The organism is Agromyces sp. NPDC058484 (assembly GCF_042720415.1).
Lineage (GTDB): Bacteria > Actinomycetota > Actinomycetes > Actinomycetales > Microbacteriaceae > Agromyces.
This window is the reverse complement of the sequence record NZ_JBHXMP010000009.1, coordinates 59,485-76,223: the sequence shown is the minus strand read 5'-3', so window position 1 is coordinate 76,223 and position 16,739 is coordinate 59,485. Positions and strand designations below refer to the sequence as shown.

Sequence of the window (16,739 nt, the reverse complement as noted above, 5' to 3'; positions counted from 1 at the left end):
CGCCGTGGGGCCGCTCCGAGCGGACCTACGGCAGCACGATCTCGAACGACGGGTCGCCACGGTCGAGCACGCCGAGCAGCGACCGCAATACACCGGAGTCGCCGTCGAGTTCCACTCCTGGGCCGTCGGCGTCACCGCCGAGCATCGCGATCATGCGCGCCTTCGTGAGCCGCATGGTGAGCTCGGCGTCGGCCGCGGCGGGCTTCTCGACGTACACGAGCACACCGTTTCGCACGGTGACCCGGTAGTTCACGTCGAGGTCGGTGAACGTCAGGTCGAACGCGAGGTCGAGATCCCATGCCTTCGGCCCGTCGACCGTGATCGCGATCGCGTCGAGCAGCTGAGTCGGCGAGAGCTGCGCCACGATCGCCGGAGCGGCAGTCACCGTGGGCGTACCGAAGTTGCCCTCGCGCAGCTCGGTCGCACCCGAAAGGAAGAAGTTGCGCCACGTGCCGTTCTCGGCACCGTAGCCGAGTTGCTCGAGCGTGTCGGCGTAGAGGGCGCGGGCGCCGGCGTGGTCGGGCGAGTCGAACACCGCGTGATCGAGCAGCGTCGCCGCCCAGCGGTAGTCGCCCTCGTCGAACGCGGTGCGGGCGATGTCGACCACCGCTTCGACGCCGCCGAGCGCGTTCACGTACCGCGCCGCCAGCTCGGCCGGCGGGTGCGGCCACAGCCGCGCCGGGTTGCCGTCGAACCAGCCCATGTAGCGCTGGTAGATCGCCTTCACGTTGTGGCTCACCGAGCCGTAGTAGCCGCGCGCGTTCCACGCCGCTTCGAGCGCCGGCGGCAGCTCGATGAGCTCGGCGATCTCGGCGCCGGTGAGGCCCTGGTTCAGCAGGCGCAGCGTCTGGTCGTGCAGGTAGGCGTACAGGTCGCGCTGCGTCGAGAGGAACTCGAGGATGCGATCGGCACCCCACGTCGGCCAGTGGTGCGAAGCGAAGGCCACATCGGCACGGCCGGCGAACGTCTCGATCGCCTCGGTGAGGTAGGTCGCCCAGATGTGCGGGTCGCGCACGAGTGCCCCGCGCAACGTCAGCAGGTTGTGCAGCGTGTGCGTCGCGTTCTCGGCCATGCAGAGGGCCCGGTAGCGCGGAAAGTAGAAGTGCATCTCGGCCGGCGCCTCGGTGCCCGGCGCCATCTGGAACTCGATCTCGACGCCGTCGATCGTGTGCGTCTCGCCGGTCTCGCGGATGTAGAGCGTCGGCACGATGAGGCCGGCCTCACCGACCGAGGTCGTCTGCCCGAGGCCGGCGCCGACCTGTCCCGCGGGACCCTTCGCCAGCACCGCGCCGTACATGTATCCCGCCCGCCGACCCATCGCCGTGCCGGCGTAGACGTTCTCCGACACGGCGTGCTCGACGAACCCCTCGGGCGCCAGCACCTGGATCCTGCCCGCTTCGACGTCGGCGACGGATGCCACGCCGAAGACACCCCCGAAGTGGTCGACGTGGCTATGCGAGTAGATGACGGCCACCACCGGCCGATGGCCGCGGTGCTGCCGGTACAGGCCGAGCGCGGCCGCGGCCGTCTCGGTCGAGATGAGCGGGTCGATCACGATCACCCCGGTGTCGCCCTCGACGAAGGTCACGTTCGACAGGTCGAGCCCGCGCACCTGGTAGATGCCCTCGACCACCTCGAAGAGCCCGTGCTTCGCCACGAGCTGCGACTGCCGCCACAGGCTGGGGTTCACCGTGTCGGGCGCATCGCCGGTGATGAACCCGTAGGCTTCTGCGTCCCAGACGACCCGCCCGTCGGCGGCGTGCACGACCCCCGGCGAGATCGAGCCGAGGAACCCCCGATCGGCGTCCTCGAAATCGCGCTGGTCATCGAACGGCAACTGCTCGCGCAGTCTCGCGTTCGCCGCCGTCACCGATTCGCTCGCTGGATTGGTCATCGCCCGCCCTTTCGTGGTCACGTGACCCGAAGCCTGCCGGGTCCCGCCGTCTCTCACAAGCCTTCGATCGGCGCGCCGTTGCGGAACGGGGCTACCCATTCGGTGTCTCCGTCGCGGCCGCTGCTGCCTTCGCCGGCGGCGGCGGCTCGATGCGGAACTCGGGTGCGCCCGAGACGAGCAGCCACGCCGGCAGCACGATGACGCAGAGCACGGGAAGGGTCGTGATGTCGCCCGAGATGGCCACGGCCACGAACAGGGCGATCCACCCGTCGCGGGTGACCACGAGCACGATGCCGAGCACGCCGCACGCGACGGCGAGGCCGATCGGCAGCGACGGGATGAGCGCGTGCGCGAGGAGGCCCAGCGCCACGCCGATGAAGGTCGCCGGGAAGACGCGACCGCCCCGGAACAGCGCGCTCGCGGACACGAGGAGGGCGACGACCTTGATGCCCGCGATCACCGCGAGCTGCCCGGCGTCGTACTCGTCGGTGTTCTTCAGCAGCTCGCCGATCTGGTCGAGCCCCTTGAACATCGTGATCGGGCCGCCGATGAGGCCGAGCAGGCCCAGCACGAATCCGCCTGTGGTCGCGATGATGAGCGGATGCCGCAGCGCATGCAGCGCGCGGTAGACCACCGGGAACGCGGCGAGCGCGGCGAGGCCGATGACCACCGCGCCGCATGCGACGAGCGATCCCGTCACGAAGTCGATCGCCTGCGGCGGGCCGTACGGCGGCATCTCGAACGCGAACGGCGGCGCACCCAGCAGGTGCATCGTCGTGGCACCGGCACCGGCGGCGGCCACCGGGAGGAACAGGCGGTCCCACAGCGATCCGCCCTCCTTCACCGCTGCGACGATGCCGGTGAAGACGAGGGCGGCCGCGACGGGGGTGCCGAAGAGTGCGCCGATCGTCGCCGAGGCGGCGAGGAGCATCGAGATGCGCGCGGGCACCTGCGGCAGCATCCGGGCGAAGATCGTCACGATGATCGCCGTGTTGATCGCGATGATGGGGTTCTCGGGGCCGAGGCTCACGCCGCCGGCCAGGCCGAGTACCGTGACCACGGCGAGGCCGGGCAGCGCGCGCACGGGCAGCGGATCGCCCACGAGCTCGGTCGTCGCCGAGTCGGGGCCGCCGTGCCCGGGCAGGAACGTCAGCGCCAGGCCGACCGCGAGACCGGTGACCGTGAGCACCAGCACGATCCACCACCCCGAGGCATCGACGCCGAGCGCGCCGGGAACCGTGTCCCACAGGAGCCCCTCGAGCGCCGCGGCGAGCTGGTCGAGCGCCCACAGCACGAGCGCCGAGACGACGCCCACGACGATCGCCGGCACCGAGAGCACGAGCAGCCGGCGGGCCGAGACATCCGGATCCCGCGACGGTACGGCGAGGCTCATGTCGACCATCCCCCGAAGTCGATTTCAGTGTCGCTGTAAGTGTCGAGCGCGGGTCGGCCCCCAGCGGCGAGACGTCCCGCGTCGAGCGTAGCCCCGCGCGGCTATGGACGGCCGGATACGCCACGCGATAGGTTCGCCTCAGCAGCGCTCAATCTGGGGGGCGCTCTTCGATATCGGAGGCCGTACATGAGTTTCTGGGAGAGTTTCTGGGATCTGATCTGGTGGTTCATCTGGGCGTTCGCGTTCATCGCCTACCTGTTCGCGCTGTTCGCGATCATCGGCGATCTGTTCCGCGACCGGCAGTTGAACGGCTGGTGGAAGGCGGTGTGGATCATCTTCCTGATCTTCGTGCCGTTCCTCACCGCGCTCGTCTACCTCATCGCCCGCGGCAACGGCATGGCCGAGCGCTCGCAGAAGGAGTACCGGCAGGCGCAGGCGGCCACCGATGACTACATCCGCCAGGCCGCCGGCACCTCGGCGAGCCCGTCCGACGAGATCGCGAAGGCGAAGAGCCTGCTCGACGCCGGCACCATCAGCCAGGGCGAGTACGACCTCCTCAAGGCGAAGGCGCTCGCGCACCCGACGCAGAACGTGTCGGCGTAGTCCTCGAGAGTTCGAGACGAGAGAGGGTCGGATGCCGCGGCATCCGACCCTCTTCATGTGCTGCCGCTGTCCATTCCGCTGCCTATCCGGTCACGGATGCCTCGGGCACGAGCGTTCACGCTCCGGTCGCGCCTGCTCGACCGCTCCGACGCTGCGGAGGAACACGATGATCCAGCTGAAGACCAGCCGGCCGAGACGAGTTCGAGGGCGGTGAGGTTGTCACCACTGGAGGCCGCACCCTCGTCCATCGCGTCGCGCCGCGCGAAGCGCGCCCCGCCCGGAGCCCCACCCGTGGCGTGTATCGAGATCGCGGCGCCCGTCGAGATGGCGGCGCGTTGTGAGCGGCGGGAAAGAGGAGGTCGGCGCAACGAAAATGGTTCGCGCCCGGAGCATCCTCGGAATCGCCGATCTCCTCGCTGCTGCGGGTGCGATGGCGGCGGCATAGCCGGCGCGGCAGCGCCACGCGAAACGCAGCGCGTCTCGAAACGCGACCCGCCCCTCACCGGTCGGTCGGGTCGAGCACCTCGAGCATCGAGCCCTGCACGAACCCGGCCCACTCATAGGCGGCGCGCAGGTAGTCGTCGCGGGTCTCGTCTGCGGCGTCGTCGCCCTCCTCGACGACGCCGACGCGCTCGGCGAGGATGAGCCTGAGGTCGGTGAGGAACGTGAGCCAGCCCCACGCCTCGGACTGGTCGAGCTCGATCTGCACGACGCCGTCGTCGCCGTCGTCGACGGCGGTCGCGTCGCGAACCCGTTGCGCCGCCTGGCGCTTGCCGTCGACGAGGCTGCCGCGCGTGTAGCGGGCGAACTCCTGCGCCGCCGGAGCGTCGTCGGGGTAGGCGTTCGGCAGCAGCCGGCCGAGCGCAGGGTCGTCGGCCTCGCCGAGCAGCAGCACCGAATCGACCTGGTCGGCGAGCTCGGAGAGCAGCATCGCCTCCTCGGCCTCGAGCACCAGGCGCACGCCCTCGCCGCCGCTGCGCCCCGCGACGATCACGACTCGCCCCTCGAGACGGTGGCCTGCAGCCCGTAGCCGTGCATCGCCTCGACGTGCCGCTCCATCGCCTCGCGGTTGCCGGTCGCGACGATCGCGCGCCCCTCGGTGTGCACCTTGAGCATGAGGCGCTCGGCCACCTCGCGCGGGTACCCGAAGTAGCTGCGGAACACGTAGCTCACGTACGTCATGAGGTTCACGGGGTCGTCCCACACGATCGTGCGCCACGGCTCCTCCGAGACGACACGGGTGGTCGTCTCGGAGTCGAGCTGCTCGAGTGTCGAGGTCACGCCTCCAGCCTGACACGACCGCGGGCGAGACGAAACCCGATGATCGCCCGCTGTCGACTACGGGAGCCGACCGGCGATCAGGTGCGCCCGGATCGGCAGGTTCAGCGAGCCGTCGGCCCCTTGATGCCGACGCAGGAGGTCCTCCGACTCGGCCCGGATCTCACCGATCTGGTCGTCCGTGAACCGGTCGACGAGCGGAGTGTTCTTCACTTCCGTCTCGATCAGGTCCTCCCATGAGCCGTACGCGGCGACGCCCATCCGGCTGCTGACACGCTCGACGCGCAGGCCGGCGCGCTCGAAGGTGGCTCGGAGGGCGGGCAGGTCGCCTTGCGAGAAGTACGTGTCGATCAGGCTCCGCGCGTCTTCTCCGGAATGCCGGAGCACGGTCTCGATGAACCGGCCGTAGACCGGCTGGTCGTCGAGGCCGGCGAAGGTCTGGATCGCGACGACGCCGCCGGCCCGAGCCACCCGCGCCATCTCGGCGATCGCTGCCGGGACGTCGGGGAAGAAGAACACCGATGCCTGGCAGAGCACGGCGTCGAACCCGTCGTCGTCGAACGGCAGCACCGCCGCGTCGCCCTGCCGCCACTCGAGGTCGGGGCGCAGCCGGCGCGCCACGTCGATCATGGCCGGATTGAGGTCGACGCCCACGACGTGCCCTTCCGATCCGACGCGTCGGGCGGCGGCGCGGGCCAGCACTCCGGTGCCGCAGGCCACGTCGAGCACCCGCTGGCCGGGCGCGACGCCGGCGATGTCGAGCATCGGATCCGTCCACTGGGCCGTGAGGGCGGGCACGAGGAACTCCTCGTAGGCCTCAGCCTGTTCGGGCGTGATCTGGAACGTCTCGGTCATGGTCTCCTCCTCTGTGCTGCACTCCTTCCACAATCGCCCCTCACGTGGGCGTGAACATCGGTCAGATGGCCCATTCGAAACGCCGAACCGATGGGAGGAAGATGGTCATGTGGCATCCGCGGAGCTTCACATCGCGGCCCGGCAGGCACTCGTCGCCGGCCGTTGGGGGGAGGCGCGCGACCGGTTCGCCTCGGTGCTCTCCACGGGCGAGAACGCAGATGCCCGGGCCGGCCTGGGAGCCGCGCTGTGGTGGCTCGGCGACGTCAAGGAGAGCCTGCGTGAGCGAGAGCGCGCGTACGCCGGGTATCTCGCCGACGGGTCGCACGCCGAGGCATCCGTGATCGCACTCGCCATCGGCACCACCTACTTGAGCAATCTCGGGAACGACGCCGCAGCGGTGGGATGGATCGCCCGCGCCGACCGCGCAGCACAGACCAGTGGCGACCGCCGCCTCGCGGGGTGGGTGTGGCTGATGCAGGGGTACACGTCGACCAGCCATGAACAGCGGCTAGAGCTTCAGTCCCGGGCGCTCGACCTCGCGCGAGAGACCGGGGATGCCGACCTCGAGTTGACTGCGCTGGCCGACTTGGGACTCTCCCTGGTCGGCGGCGGCGAGAGCACGAACGGCCTGAGGCTGCTCGACGAGGCGATGGCGGGCACCCTGGGCGGTGAGTGCGAGCACCTCGAGACCGTGGTCTGGAACAGCTGCAGCATGCTGGCGGCGTGCAGCATGCTCGGGGACCTGAAGCGCGCGGTGCAGTGGTGCGCGGCCGCGGACGATTTCACCCGGCAGTACGGTTGCCCCTTCCTGCAGGCGACCTGCCGGTCTCACTACGGCCGGATCCTCGTGTCGACAGGCGATTGGGACCGCGCCGAGTCCGAGCTCCAGCACGCACTGTCGATGGCTGAGGACTGCGGTCGCGGATCCCAGCTCGAAGCACTGGCCGGGCTCGCGCAGTTGCGGCTGCGACAAGGACGGCTGGAGGAGGCGGCCGTGCTCGCGACCGACCTCGGGGATGGCCCCGACAACGCGGTCGTCGTCGCAGAGGTGCTCTGCGCGACCGGTCATCCGGAGCGCGCTGCGGCGGTGCTGACCGCGGCACTGGATCAGGCGCGTGCGCGGGAGATCCTCTTCCCCGTGCTGGCCGCCGGGCTGGTGGACGCTCAGCTCGCCTGCGGGGAGCCGACGCGCGCGGAGTCCACGGCACGATTACTGGAGGAGACGGCCCGGGGCGGGCACGAGCATCCGCAAGCCCAGGCGCTGTGCGATCGGGCGCTCGGACTTCTCGACGCCGTCGCCGGCCGGCCCGAGGCGGCCGCCCGCCGGCTCCGCGCGGCGATCGCGGAGCTCGACGAGCTGGGCCTGCCCTTCGAGTCGGCACGAACCCGGCTCGAGCTGGCGCAGTTCGTCGCGCCGCCCGATCCGCCGCTCGCCATCATCGAGGCCGACCGGGCGCGGAACGCGCTGGAACGCCTCGGGGCTGCTCGTGAGTCAGCGCGTGCCGCCGCGTTGCTGCGCACGCTGGGCGTCGCCACCAAGCCCGGCGCACGCCGGCTCGGCGTGCTCTCGCATCGGGAACAGGAGGTGCTCGCGCTGGTCAGGCAGGGGCTCACCAACCCCCAGATCGCCGAGGATCTGTTCATCAGCCGGCGAACCGTGGCCCACCACGTCAGCAGCATCCTCGCCAAGCTGAACCTCCGCACCCGGTCGGAAGCCGCAGCGTTCGCCGCCCGCGAGGACGCGCGGCAGCCGACGCGCGTCTGACGCGGGCATCAGATGAGGGGCCGGCGACCGGACTGGCTCACCGCATCCGGGTCAGGCCTTCCAGAGCCGGATGCCGATATGCGGTTCGGCGTGCATGAAGTCGCGGTCCGTGGTGAGAAGTGAATGACGGTGACGGATGCACAGTTGCGCGAGCAGCGCGTCGATCGTGCCGAGCTGCACCCCCGCTCTGCGACAGGCATTCCGTAGGCCTGCTGCCGCAATGTGGTCGTCTCGATCGGGCTGGATCAGCGGCACGTGGGTGAAGCGCTCGATGATCTGCGTGCGCGCCTGCTCGGGGACGAAGCCCTGGACCAGCTCCTGCAGGATCAGTCCCGTCGTCACGACGATGTCATCGCCGGCGAGTGCGCGTCGCAGCTCGGCGACTTCGGGGGAATCCGGGGGAGCGTCACGGCGGAACGCGAGCGACCACACGCTGGTGTCGACGAGGAGCGTCATCCCCGCGAGCGCTCAGCCTTGTAGTCGTACGAAGGGTCCCACTCCAGGGCGCCCATCAGGTCGAGGAGCTTCGCCTGCTCCCGGCGCGCGATGAACTCCTGGAGAGCGAGGGTGACGGCCGCCTTCTTCGTCTTCTCGCCGCTCACCTCCAGGGCGTGCTCGAGAAGGTCGGGATCGATCGCGAGATTCGTGGCCATGTGCATCACCTCACACAGAGTATTACACACGATCTGGTCGTTCTCGACGGCTCGACGCCGTGACCGTGAACTTCGCGTTGCGCGCGACCTGCCGAGTGGGCCCGACGACGCGCGCGAGCAGCGGCCGGTAGCGCAGGTGCGAGTTCCACACGCACCACAGCTCGCCGCCGGGTGCGAGCACGCGCGCGGCGTCGGCGAACAGGTGCGCGGCGATGCCGGTGTGCAGCGCGGCATCCGAGTGGAACGGCGGGTTCAGCACGACGAGCCGCTCGCTCGCGTCGGCGAGCAGCTCGAGGCCGTCGGCTTGCGTCACGGTGATGCGGTCGGCGAGGCCGTTGACCTCCGCGGTCTGACGGGCGGATGCCGCGGCCGCCGCCGAGCGGTCGGTCGCCGTCACCCGCAGCGCGGGCCGCTCGCGGGCGAGCCACGCGGCCACCACGCCCGAGCCGCACGCGAGGTCGACGGCGGACGCGGCATCCGGAACGGCATCGCCGAGCTGCTCCAGCAGGAACCGTGTGCCGATGTCGACACCCGTGCCCGCGAAGACGCCGCCATGCGCGACGAGGGTGAGGCCGAGGTCGTCGTGCCGCTCGCCGCGCGGCCAGCCGGGCGCGGGCGGGAGCCGCTGCGGCCGCCGCCCGCGGGCGAAGAGCACCCGCGACTTCTGCCGCGCGTGCGACACGTCGACGCGCTCGAACCACGCGCCGAGCACCTCGTTCATCGCGAGTGACATGTGCTTGACGCGGCCGCCCGCGACGACCGTCACGTCGGATGCCGCGTGCCGCGCGATCAGGCCCGCGACCTCGTCGAGGCGGTCGAGCGAGCGCGGCAGGCGCAGCAGCACGAGCCGCGCCCCGGTGAGCAGCTCGGCGCCGAGCGGCATGGAGCGGATGTCGCCCGCGTACACCCGGCGAGGCTCCGCGCCTTCGCCAGTGCGGGAAGATCCGTCGGGGTGACCCGGCACGTCGCGTGCGACACGCCGACGATCGACGGATTCTTCCTGCACTGGCATTCCGACGCGCGCGGCGTTCGCGGCGAGCGCGCGCTCGCCCGTGATCAGGTCCTGGTGCACCCGGATGCCGCGGGCCCCCGCCACGGCGGATCCGAGCGCGAGCGCCCCGTATGCGTCGTCGATCACGACGAGCTCGCCCGCCCCGAACGCGTCGGCGAGCGCGGCGGATTCGTCGAGGATCAGGCGGTCCGCGGCATCCGACGCCTCGAGCCCGTGGCCCTCGATGTCGGGATGCCGGCGCAGGCCGCCGAGGTCGAGGGGCATGGCCCAAGCGTACGCGGCTGCGCTCACCGCGAAGCGGGCCCCGCGACCCTTGTGTCGCCGTACGACCCTTCCGAAGAGTCGTAGGACGAGAATGAGGTCGTACGGCCTGATCCGTTCGCTGGATTCGACAAGGGTGCGCGGGCGAGTGTGCGGCTCTCGGAGCGGTTTGGTACCCTCGACTCCGCATGCGCCACACGGATCGGCCGAGAGGACGGCGCGCGGCCCGCCGCAGGGTCGCGGCATCCGTCGGTGATTCCCGGGAGCCGGGCCCGACCCGCCCGGCGGCGCCCTGCACCGTGCGCCGTGCGTTGGCGCCGTTCGCCGCAACCGCCGCCGTGCTCTCGCTCGGATTGACCCTCGCGCTGGCGCCCGAGCCCGCTCCCGTCGCCGCGCCGGGCGCGGCCGGCGGCGCGCTCGTGGGTGAGGCCCAGGCCCTGAATGTCGCAGCGGATGTCGCTGCGCGGCCGGTCTCGCACGAGTCGTATGCGGCGACGACCGGAGCCGAAACACTCGTCGCCTCGGGCACGAACGCGGATTGGGCGAAGCTCGTGCTCATCGCCGGCGACTGGCCGGTCACGGAGCAGAACGTCACCGTGATGCTGCAGTGGATGCGCGAGGAGAACGGCGTCGACAACTGGTGGAACCGAAACAACCCGCTGAACAACGGCCACGGCTCGGGCGGCGGCAGCGGCCTCGGCAGCTACGACAGCCTCGTCACCGCCGCCGAGTACGCGGCCGACAACCTGCTGAAGCGCTCGTTCTACACCGCGATCGTCGTCGCGCTCGAGGACGGCACCTCCGCGCACGCCGTGGCGCAGGCGATCTGGGCATCGCCCTGGGCGTCGAGCCACTACGGCAACGGCGCGTGGTGGTCGACGTCGCCCGTGCTCATCGTGGAGGCGCCCGAGTCGGCCTGGTGAGGGGACCGTGCTGTCGGCCCCGCGGAGTCTCGTCGCGCGGGGGCCGGCAGGTCAGAGGCCCTCGAAGTCGCCGTGCGGTCAATTCCCTCTGTAGGTCGAGTATGAGAATGGGCTGATCAGGAGCGGTACGTGATAGTGCTGCTCGGAGTCGGCAACCGTGAAGTCGATCGACACGACGGGGTAGAACGTGTCCCGGCCCGTGCCGGCGAAGTAGTCGCCGGTGGCGAAACTCAGCCGGTAGTCACCGGCCGCGAGGCCGTCGGGGCCGAGGTCGGTGATCCGGCCGGCCGCGTCGGTGACGCCGGTGGCCACGGTCGCTCCCGCTCCATCGAGCAGAACGACCGAGACGTCGGTCGCCGGTCGCCCGGTCGCCGCATCCAGGACGTGCGTGGTGATCTGGCTCATCCGAGGATCCCTTCGAGTCGGAGCACGGCGATCTCGCGAAGTTGCTCTGCCACGACCATGATCTCGGCCTCCGGCGTGTTCTGCATCCGCTCTGAGAGCGCCTCGAGGATCTCGGGGGCACTCCGGCCGGCTGCACGGATGAGGAACACGCGCGCGAACTTCTCCTCGTACGCGCGGTTCCCCGCGACGAGCGCCGCTGCGACGGACTGGTCCGCCGGATCGACCCCCGCCTGCTCGGACCGCGACAGGTTCGCCTCGGCATTCGCCCCGTCGGCGCGCTCCCCGATGCGGGGGTGGTGCGCCAGCGCACCGTCGATCTCGGCCTCGGTCCATGGTGCCGCGGCACGCCGCGCCACCTCGACGACTTCCTCCACGTTGGAGTAGGGACGGGCATCGACGACGGCGTCGACCCAGCGGTCGATGTCGACGCAGGGGCGCACGATGGCTTGTGCGGCATCCCGGTCGGCCAGGTTGAACGCGTCGAGCTTCACTGCTCCCCCTTCGCTTCGTTGCGCAACCTGAGGCGGGCGACGGCGTTGCTCGGTGATTCGGCAAGTCCCGACGCCAGCAGCTGCCGGTCGGCACTGATCAGGGGCATGTTCAGCTTGTCCGCCGTGGCCGCCCAGCACGCGTCGTAGAAGGTGAGGCCGTGGCGGTGGGCCAGCGCCGCTGCATGGCGCAGCCAGTCGACGGACATGACCAACGGGGGGCCGAGGATGGTGTTGAGGTCGTCGAGTTGGTCCGCGACCTCGGAGGGTTCCCAGTGCAGCGCGCGTACGAGGACGTTGCCGACCTCGTAGGCCGCCAGATCGAGCATGTGGGCATCGACGACACCCGAGAGATGCGCCCTGCGCAGCGTGCGGGACTCAACCAGCTCGCCCTCCCCCTCGCTGTGGAACCACTTGATGAGGACCGAGGTGTCGACCAGCAGATGGGTCACCGTCGCACGTCTCGGTCGGCACGCACGAGGTCAGCGGCCTCGAACGCGCCGGAGTCGCGGAAACGCTGCTCGGAACGCTCGATCGCAGCAGCGACGAGGTCGTTGTCCCTTCGGGCCAGTTCGCGCCTGGCTGCAGCGGCCAGCAGAGCACTCCGACTCGTGGATCGCCGCTTGGCCTCGGCATCGATCTCGGCCAGCAGCTCGTCAGCGAAGGAAACCATCACCTTGGACATATCTCAGTATAGCTCGAGGTAATGCCTTGCCGTGGGGCCGGCGCTCCGATTCACACGCCGCCGCGGCGGATCAGGCGGCCCGTGGGGGTGACGCCGTCGACGCGCTGCCCGCGAAGGAACGTCTGCCGCACGATGCCCGAGAGGGTGCGCCCGGCGTAGGGCGTGATCGGGTTCTTGTGGTGCAGCGTCGTCGCGTCGACAACGAAGGCGTCGTCGGCCGCGAAGACCGACAGGTCGGCGTCGTAGCCGAGCGCGAGCCGCCCCTTGCGCGTGAGTCCGGCGAGCTGCGCCGGGCGCGCCGACATCCATTCGACGACCTGCTCGAGGCCGAGGCCGCGCCGGCGGGCTTCGGTCCAGACGACCGCGAGGCCGAGCTGCAGCGACGAGACCCCGCCCCAGGCCACCGCGAAGTCGCCGTTCTCGAGATCCTTGAGCTCGAGCGTCGACGGCGAATGGTCGGTCACGATGAAGTCGATGGTGCCGTGCTCGAGTCCTTTCCAGAGCAGTTCGCGGTTGGCCGCCTCGCGAATGGGCGGGCAGCACTTGAAGGCGGTGGCGCCGTCGGGGATCTCCTCGGCGATGAACGTGAGGTAGTGCGGGCAGGTCTCGACCGTGACCCGCACCCCGTCGCGCTTGGCGCTCTCGATCATCGGCAGGGCATCGGATGACGAGAGGTGCAGGATGTGGGCACGCGCGCCCGTCCACCTGGCGCGCTCGATGACTTCGGCGATCGCGATGTTCTCGGCCCCCCGCGGACGCGAGGCCAGGAACCTGCCGTAGCCATCGCCCTCGGCCCTCGGCGCCCGGTCGATCGCGCGGGAGTCCTCCGCGTGCACGAGCATGACGGAGTCGAACGTGACCAGCTCGGCGAGGTTTTCCTCCATCTCGTCGGCCTCGAGATAGGGGAACTCGTCGACGCCGGAGTGCAGCAGGAAGCACTTGAAGCCGAAGACGCCGTCGTCGTGCAGGGCACGGAGCGCGGCCGTGTTGCCTGGGATCGCGCCGCCCCAGAATCCGACGTCGACGAACGCCTGGTCGCGCGCCACCGCGCGCTTCTGCTCGAGCGCGTCGACCGTGACGGTGGGCGGGATGCTGTTCAGCGGCATGTCGATGATCGTCGTCACGCCGCCGGCCGCGGCCGCCCGCGTCGCCGAAGCGAATCCCTCCCACTCGGTGCGCCCGGGCTCGTTGACGTGCACGTGCGTGTCGACGAGGCCGGGCAGGAGGGTCTCGTCGTCGGCAAGGGTCACGATCTCTCGGCCAGCGAGGCCGTTGCCGAGCGGCTCGATCGCGACGATGACGCCGTCGGCGATGCCGACCTCACGGGCCACGATGCCCGCCGTCGTCATGACGCGCTCACCGCGGATGACGAGGTCGAACTCGCCGCCGGCAGCTGATTCCGGACGATCTGCGGTCATGCTGAAGCTCTTTCGGTGCTGGTGCTGATCCTGGTCAATGGCGGACGTGCGCGCCGAGGTCGGCCGCGACGAGCGCCCCGATCCGACGGAGGATCCGCCCGGGGGCCCGCATGCACACGTCGGCGTCGGGCTCGAGGTCGGTCAGGGCCAGCGTACGCTCGAATCCGGCCTCCCGTAGGCGCGCCGAAGAGAGCGTGGTGCGGCCGCACACGGCGATCACGGGCACGGATGCCGCGGCCGCCGCCCGTGCGACGCCGATGGGGGTCTTGCCGCCGAACGATTGCTCGTCGAGGCTGCCCTCGCCCGTGATCACGAGGTCGGCGCCGGCGATGCGCTCGTCGAGGCCCGCGAACTCGAGCACCACGTCGATGCCGGGCCGGCGTTCGGCGCCGAGCACGGCGAGCGCCGCGAAGCCGACGCCGCCGGCGGCGCCCGCGCCGGGCGAGGAGACCGCGCGGGCGGCGGCATCGCCGAGGGCTGCGCTGAGCAGGCCGGCGTAGTGGGCGAGCGCGACGTCGAGGGCAGCGACGGTCGCGGCATCCGCCCCCTTCTGCGGCCCGAAGACCGCGGCAGCTCCGGAGGGGCCGAGCAGCGGGTTGTCGACGTCACTGGCCAGCACGAACCGGGTGCCTGCGATCCGCGCGTCGAGCGCCGACAGGTCGACCGCGGCGAGTCCGGCGAGGGCCTCGCCCCCGTCTGGCAGGTCGGCGCCGTCGGCGCCGAGGAGGCGTGCGCCGAGACCCTGAATGAGCCCCGCGCCTCCGTCGGTCGTCGCGCTGCCGCCGACCCCCAGCACGATGCGGGTCGCCCCGGCGTCGAGCGCGGCGGCGATGAGCTCGCCGGTTCCGCGGCTCGTGGCGCCCGCGGCATCCGTCACTCCGCTAGGAAGCACGGCAAGCCCCGAGGCGAGGGCCATCTCGATGACGGCTTCATCGCCGCGCACTGCGAAGGCCGCCTCGACGGGCTGTCCGGTCGGGCCGGTGACGCGCACGATCCGGGGCTCGAACCCTGCGCCGAGCGCGGCATCGAGCGTGCCCTCTCCCCCGTCGGCGACGGGCACCCGATCGACGACGACGGTGTCGTCGACCGAGTGCACCCCTTCAGCCAGGAAGCTCGCCACCTCGGACGCGTCGAGGGATCCCTTGAACTTGTCCGAGGCGATCACGATCCTCATGGCGATCTCGTTTCTCAGGCCCGATCATGGTCGTCGGGGATCGTGCCCCAGCCCATGGGGTCGGGATGACCCGTACGGTGCACGTCACGGACTTCCTTCGACTCATTCCATCTTACGGAATCGAGATCCTGCAGGACTCGAGGTCGCTCATCGGGCACCGCGTAAGCTGGCAGCGAGACACCGCCTCTCGCCACCGTGCCGGAGACCGGCGGCGCGAAGGGATGGTTACCGACGTGTCCAAGGACGACTCCCTCACCTTCTCCGCGGCGCCTCATGCCGAGTTCGAGCATGCTCGGGGCGAACGCGCCGAGCACGCGAGCAATGCGCCGGCCGAGGGTCGGCTGCGTGCACTGCTCCGAACCGACCGCGCCGTGGGCTCGCATCTCGACCTCGCCACCATGCTGCGCGCGATGGTGGATACCGCGATGGACCTGGTCGACGCCCGCTTCGCCGCCCTCGCAGTGCTCGATGAACACGGCGGTCTCGAGGAGTTCATCCATGTCGGGATGACCGGCGAGCAGGCCCGCGCGATCGGGCACCTTCCCGAGGGCCGCGGGTTGATGCGCGCGCTGATCGACGATCCGGAGCCGATTCGCATCGAATCCATCGCCGACGATCCCCGCTCGGTCGGCTTTCCCGACGGTCACGTGAAGATGAGCTCGTTCCTCGGCGTCCCCATCCGAGTCGGCGACGCGGTCTACGGCCACATCTACCTCGCCGACCACGCCCGGGGGCGATTCAGCCTCGAAGACGAGGAGCTGATCACGTCGTTGGCTGCCGGAGCGGGGTTCGCAATCGCGAACGCCCGCGCGTTCTCCGAAGCCGAGGCAGGCAGGGCATGGGCCGCCGCGGCCGCGGAGATCACCTCCGCCCTGCTGTCGGGCGACCCGCACGATGCCATGGTCGAGCTGGTCGACGGGGTGGAGCGCCTGTCCGACGCCGACCTCGTGTGCGTGCTCTCCCCCGCCCGCGAAGGCACGGCGCTGACCGTCGTCGCCGCGCGCGGAAGCGGGGCGAACCGCGTCCCGGGCACCCGCCGGCGCATTGCGAACCCGCATCTGAACGACGCCCTCGAGACCCTGCGATCCCGTCGCGTGGACGCCTTCGGCGACGGCGGCACGGCGGAGGACCACGGCTGGCCGAGCGGTCCCGCCCTGATCGTGCCGTTCGGCTCGGGAGGCGAGCACCCCTCGATCCTGCTGGCGCTGCGCCGGCAGGGTTCGCGACCGTTCAGCCGATTCGAACTGGAACGGGCTGCGGATGTCGCGGTGCAGACCGGCCGGGCGATGGAGCTCGCATCCACCCGCTCCGACCGGCAGAGGATGCGGCTCCTCGAGGACCGCGCACGCATCGCCCGCGACCTCCATGACCACGTCATCCAGCAACTGTTCGCCATCGGTCTCGATCTGCAGAACGTCGAGAATCTCATCGGTCCGGGCCAAGCTGCGGAGCGCATCGATGCCGACATCGGCCGCATCGATGATGCGATCGGTCAGATCAGGACGATCGTCTTCGCACTCTCCCAGCGGCCCGACGACCTCGCCGGTGTGCGGCGCCGCGTGCTCGACATCGCCGATGAGGTGAACGCCATCCTGGCGCATCCCGCGCACGTCACGTTCTCCGGACCGGTGGACCTCGTCGTCGACGATGACATCGCTGATGACCTGCTGGCCGTCGTGCGCGAGGGACTCACCAACGTCGCCCGACATGCGCGGGCGGCGGCGGCATCCATCAGCGTGGGAGTCACCTCCGATCAGCTCGTCGCGACCATCCACGACGACGGCATCGGCATCGGCACCGCCACCCGGCGCAGCGGGCTCGCCAACTGCGCCGGGCGCGCGCACCGCCACGACGGCACCTTCACCATCGACTCGGATGCCACGGGCACGCGCCTGAGCTGGGCTGTCCCGCTCGCACCATGAGGTCGGGATC

Annotated in this window: 18 protein-coding genes; 4 read left to right on the top strand and 14 right to left on the bottom strand. The window is 70.7% G+C overall.

The genetic code is table 11. The annotated features are described in order from the left end of the window. Positions 1-25: 25 nt before the first annotated feature. Both ACFWN7_RS09280 and ACFWN7_RS09275 read right to left on the bottom strand, forming a co-directional pair. Positions 26-1,894, bottom strand: coding sequence for an alkyl/aryl-sulfatase (locus ACFWN7_RS09280; RefSeq protein WP_376938523.1), 1,869 nt, complete (start codon positions 1,892-1,894; stop codon positions 26-28). A 91-nt stretch (positions 1,895-1,985) separates the two neighbouring features. Beyond that, on the bottom strand, positions 1,986-3,296 hold the full coding sequence (locus ACFWN7_RS09275; RefSeq protein WP_376938522.1) for an ion channel protein: 1,311 nt from the start codon (positions 3,294-3,296) through the stop codon (positions 1,986-1,988). A gap of 177 nt (positions 3,297-3,473) precedes the next feature. On the opposite strand from ACFWN7_RS09275, the gene ACFWN7_RS09270 reads away from it, so the two are divergent. After that, positions 3,474-3,890, top strand: coding sequence for an SHOCT domain-containing protein (locus tag ACFWN7_RS09270; protein WP_376938521.1), 417 nt, complete (start codon positions 3,474-3,476; stop codon positions 3,888-3,890). Positions 3,891-4,389: 499 nt separating this feature from the next. On the opposite strand, the gene ACFWN7_RS09265 is transcribed toward ACFWN7_RS09270, so the two are convergent. From ACFWN7_RS09265 to ACFWN7_RS09255, 3 genes are read right to left on the bottom strand one after another with little or no spacing between them, the layout of a single operon-like run. After that, positions 4,390-4,884 (bottom strand): DUF2017 family protein, encoded by a 495-nt coding sequence (locus tag ACFWN7_RS09265; protein WP_376938520.1) that lies wholly within the window; start codon positions 4,882-4,884, stop codon positions 4,390-4,392. Next, positions 4,881-5,171 carry an ATP-dependent Clp protease adapter ClpS gene (gene clpS, locus ACFWN7_RS09260; protein ID WP_376938519.1) on the bottom strand — a complete coding sequence of 97 codons (291 nt, stop codon included), beginning with the start codon at positions 5,169-5,171 and terminating at the stop codon, positions 4,881-4,883. Before clpS ends, ACFWN7_RS09265 begins: the two co-directional genes overlap by 4 nt. 57 nt (positions 5,172-5,228) lie before the next feature. Further along, a complete protein-coding gene (locus ACFWN7_RS09255; protein WP_376938518.1) occupies positions 5,229-6,023 on the bottom strand; it encodes a methyltransferase domain-containing protein in 795 nt (264 codons plus the stop codon). 109 nt (positions 6,024-6,132) lie between these two features. Here ACFWN7_RS09255 and ACFWN7_RS09250 point away from each other — a divergent pair, with 109 nt between their 5' ends. Beyond that, positions 6,133-7,788: a LuxR C-terminal-related transcriptional regulator gene (locus ACFWN7_RS09250; protein ID WP_376938517.1), complete on the top strand. Its 1,656-nt coding sequence runs from the start codon at positions 6,133-6,135 to the stop codon at positions 7,786-7,788. 51 nt (positions 7,789-7,839) lie between these two features. Here ACFWN7_RS09250 and ACFWN7_RS09245 read toward each other — a convergent pair whose 3' ends face one another. The 3 genes from ACFWN7_RS09245 to ACFWN7_RS09235 are packed head-to-tail and all read right to left on the bottom strand — an operon-like array spanning position 7,840 to position 9,717. Next, on the bottom strand, positions 7,840-8,244 hold the full coding sequence (locus tag ACFWN7_RS09245) for a PIN domain-containing protein (protein ID WP_376938516.1): 405 nt from the start codon (positions 8,242-8,244) through the stop codon (positions 7,840-7,842). Beyond that, positions 8,241-8,441, bottom strand: a complete 201-nt coding sequence (locus ACFWN7_RS09240; protein ID WP_376938515.1) for a type II toxin-antitoxin system VapB family antitoxin — start codon at positions 8,439-8,441, stop codon at positions 8,241-8,243. The genes ACFWN7_RS09245 and ACFWN7_RS09240 overlap by 4 nt, the downstream gene beginning before the upstream one ends. Positions 8,442-8,463: 22 nt before the next feature. Next, positions 8,464-9,717: a class I SAM-dependent methyltransferase gene (locus tag ACFWN7_RS09235; protein WP_376938514.1), complete on the bottom strand. Its 1,254-nt coding sequence runs from the start codon at positions 9,715-9,717 to the stop codon at positions 8,464-8,466. 185 nt (positions 9,718-9,902) lie between these two features. Between ACFWN7_RS09235 and ACFWN7_RS09230 the strand changes: the two genes are divergently transcribed. Beyond that, complete coding sequence (locus ACFWN7_RS09230) at positions 9,903-10,637, top strand: hypothetical protein (protein ID WP_376938513.1); 735 nt, start codon at positions 9,903-9,905, stop codon at positions 10,635-10,637. A gap of 78 nt (positions 10,638-10,715) precedes the next feature. Here the strand turns inward: ACFWN7_RS09230 and uraH are convergent, their stop codons facing one another. The 6 genes from uraH to ACFWN7_RS09200 form a co-directional block, all read right to left on the bottom strand. Further along, positions 10,716-11,042 carry a hydroxyisourate hydrolase gene (gene uraH, locus ACFWN7_RS09225; protein ID WP_376938512.1) on the bottom strand — a complete coding sequence of 109 codons (327 nt, stop codon included), beginning with the start codon at positions 11,040-11,042 and terminating at the stop codon, positions 10,716-10,718. Then, complete coding sequence (gene uraD / locus ACFWN7_RS09220) at positions 11,039-11,533, bottom strand: 2-oxo-4-hydroxy-4-carboxy-5-ureidoimidazoline decarboxylase (protein ID WP_376938511.1); 495 nt, start codon at positions 11,531-11,533, stop codon at positions 11,039-11,041. Before uraD ends, uraH begins: the two co-directional genes overlap by 4 nt. Continuing rightward, positions 11,530-11,982 (bottom strand): type II toxin-antitoxin system VapC family toxin, encoded by a 453-nt coding sequence (locus ACFWN7_RS09215; RefSeq protein ID WP_376938510.1) that lies wholly within the window; start codon positions 11,980-11,982, stop codon positions 11,530-11,532. The genes uraD and ACFWN7_RS09215 overlap by 4 nt, the downstream gene beginning before the upstream one ends. Further along, complete coding sequence (locus tag ACFWN7_RS09210; protein WP_376938509.1) at positions 11,979-12,203, bottom strand: hypothetical protein; 225 nt, start codon at positions 12,201-12,203, stop codon at positions 11,979-11,981. Before ACFWN7_RS09210 ends, ACFWN7_RS09215 begins: the two co-directional genes overlap by 4 nt. A gap of 62 nt (positions 12,204-12,265) precedes the next feature. After that, complete coding sequence (gene allB / locus ACFWN7_RS09205) at positions 12,266-13,633, bottom strand: allantoinase AllB (protein ID WP_376938508.1); 1,368 nt, start codon at positions 13,631-13,633, stop codon at positions 12,266-12,268. A 34-nt stretch (positions 13,634-13,667) separates the two neighbouring features. After that, a complete protein-coding gene (locus tag ACFWN7_RS09200; RefSeq protein ID WP_376938507.1) occupies positions 13,668-14,807 on the bottom strand; it encodes a glycerate kinase in 1,140 nt (379 codons plus the stop codon). 233 nt (positions 14,808-15,040) lie between these two features. On the opposite strand from ACFWN7_RS09200, the gene ACFWN7_RS09195 reads away from it, so the two are divergent. Beyond that, the gene (locus ACFWN7_RS09195; protein ID WP_376938506.1) at positions 15,041-16,729 is read left to right on the top strand and encodes a GAF domain-containing protein; all 1,689 of its coding nucleotides are present in this window, start codon (positions 15,041-15,043) and stop codon (positions 16,727-16,729) included. Positions 16,730-16,739: the final 10 nt, after the last annotated feature.

Bases quoted from the DNA above. Each gene is read 5' to 3' on its own strand.
- ACFWN7_RS09200 (WP_376938507.1), bottom strand. From the start codon at position 14,807: ATGAGGATCGTGATCGCCTCGGACAAGTTCAAGGGATCCCTCGACGCG.
- ACFWN7_RS09210 (WP_376938509.1), bottom strand. From the start codon at position 12,203: ATGGTTTCCTTCGCTGACGAGCTGCTGGCCGAGATCGATGCCGAGGCC.
- ACFWN7_RS09240 (WP_376938515.1), bottom strand. From the start codon at position 8,441: ATGGCCACGAATCTCGCGATCGATCCCGACCTTCTCGAGCACGCCCTG.
- ACFWN7_RS09270 (WP_376938521.1), top strand. From the start codon at position 3,474: ATGAGTTTCTGGGAGAGTTTCTGGGATCTGATCTGGTGGTTCATCTGG.
- uraH (WP_376938512.1), bottom strand. From the start codon at position 11,042: ATGAGCCAGATCACCACGCACGTCCTGGATGCGGCGACCGGGCGACCG.
- ACFWN7_RS09280 (WP_376938523.1), bottom strand. From the start codon at position 1,894: ATGACCAATCCAGCGAGCGAATCGGTGACGGCGGCGAACGCGAGACTG.
- ACFWN7_RS09245 (WP_376938516.1), bottom strand. From the start codon at position 8,244: ATGACGCTCCTCGTCGACACCAGCGTGTGGTCGCTCGCGTTCCGCCGT.
- ACFWN7_RS09255 (WP_376938518.1), bottom strand. From the start codon at position 6,023: ATGACCGAGACGTTCCAGATCACGCCCGAACAGGCTGAGGCCTACGAG.
- ACFWN7_RS09235 (WP_376938514.1), bottom strand. From the start codon at position 9,717: ATGCCCCTCGACCTCGGCGGCCTGCGCCGGCATCCCGACATCGAGGGC.
- ACFWN7_RS09230 (WP_376938513.1), top strand. From the start codon at position 9,903: ATGCGCCACACGGATCGGCCGAGAGGACGGCGCGCGGCCCGCCGCAGG.
- allB (WP_376938508.1), bottom strand. From the start codon at position 13,633: ATGACCGCAGATCGTCCGGAATCAGCTGCCGGCGGCGAGTTCGACCTC.
- ACFWN7_RS09275 (WP_376938522.1), bottom strand. From the start codon at position 3,296: ATGGTCGACATGAGCCTCGCCGTACCGTCGCGGGATCCGGATGTCTCG.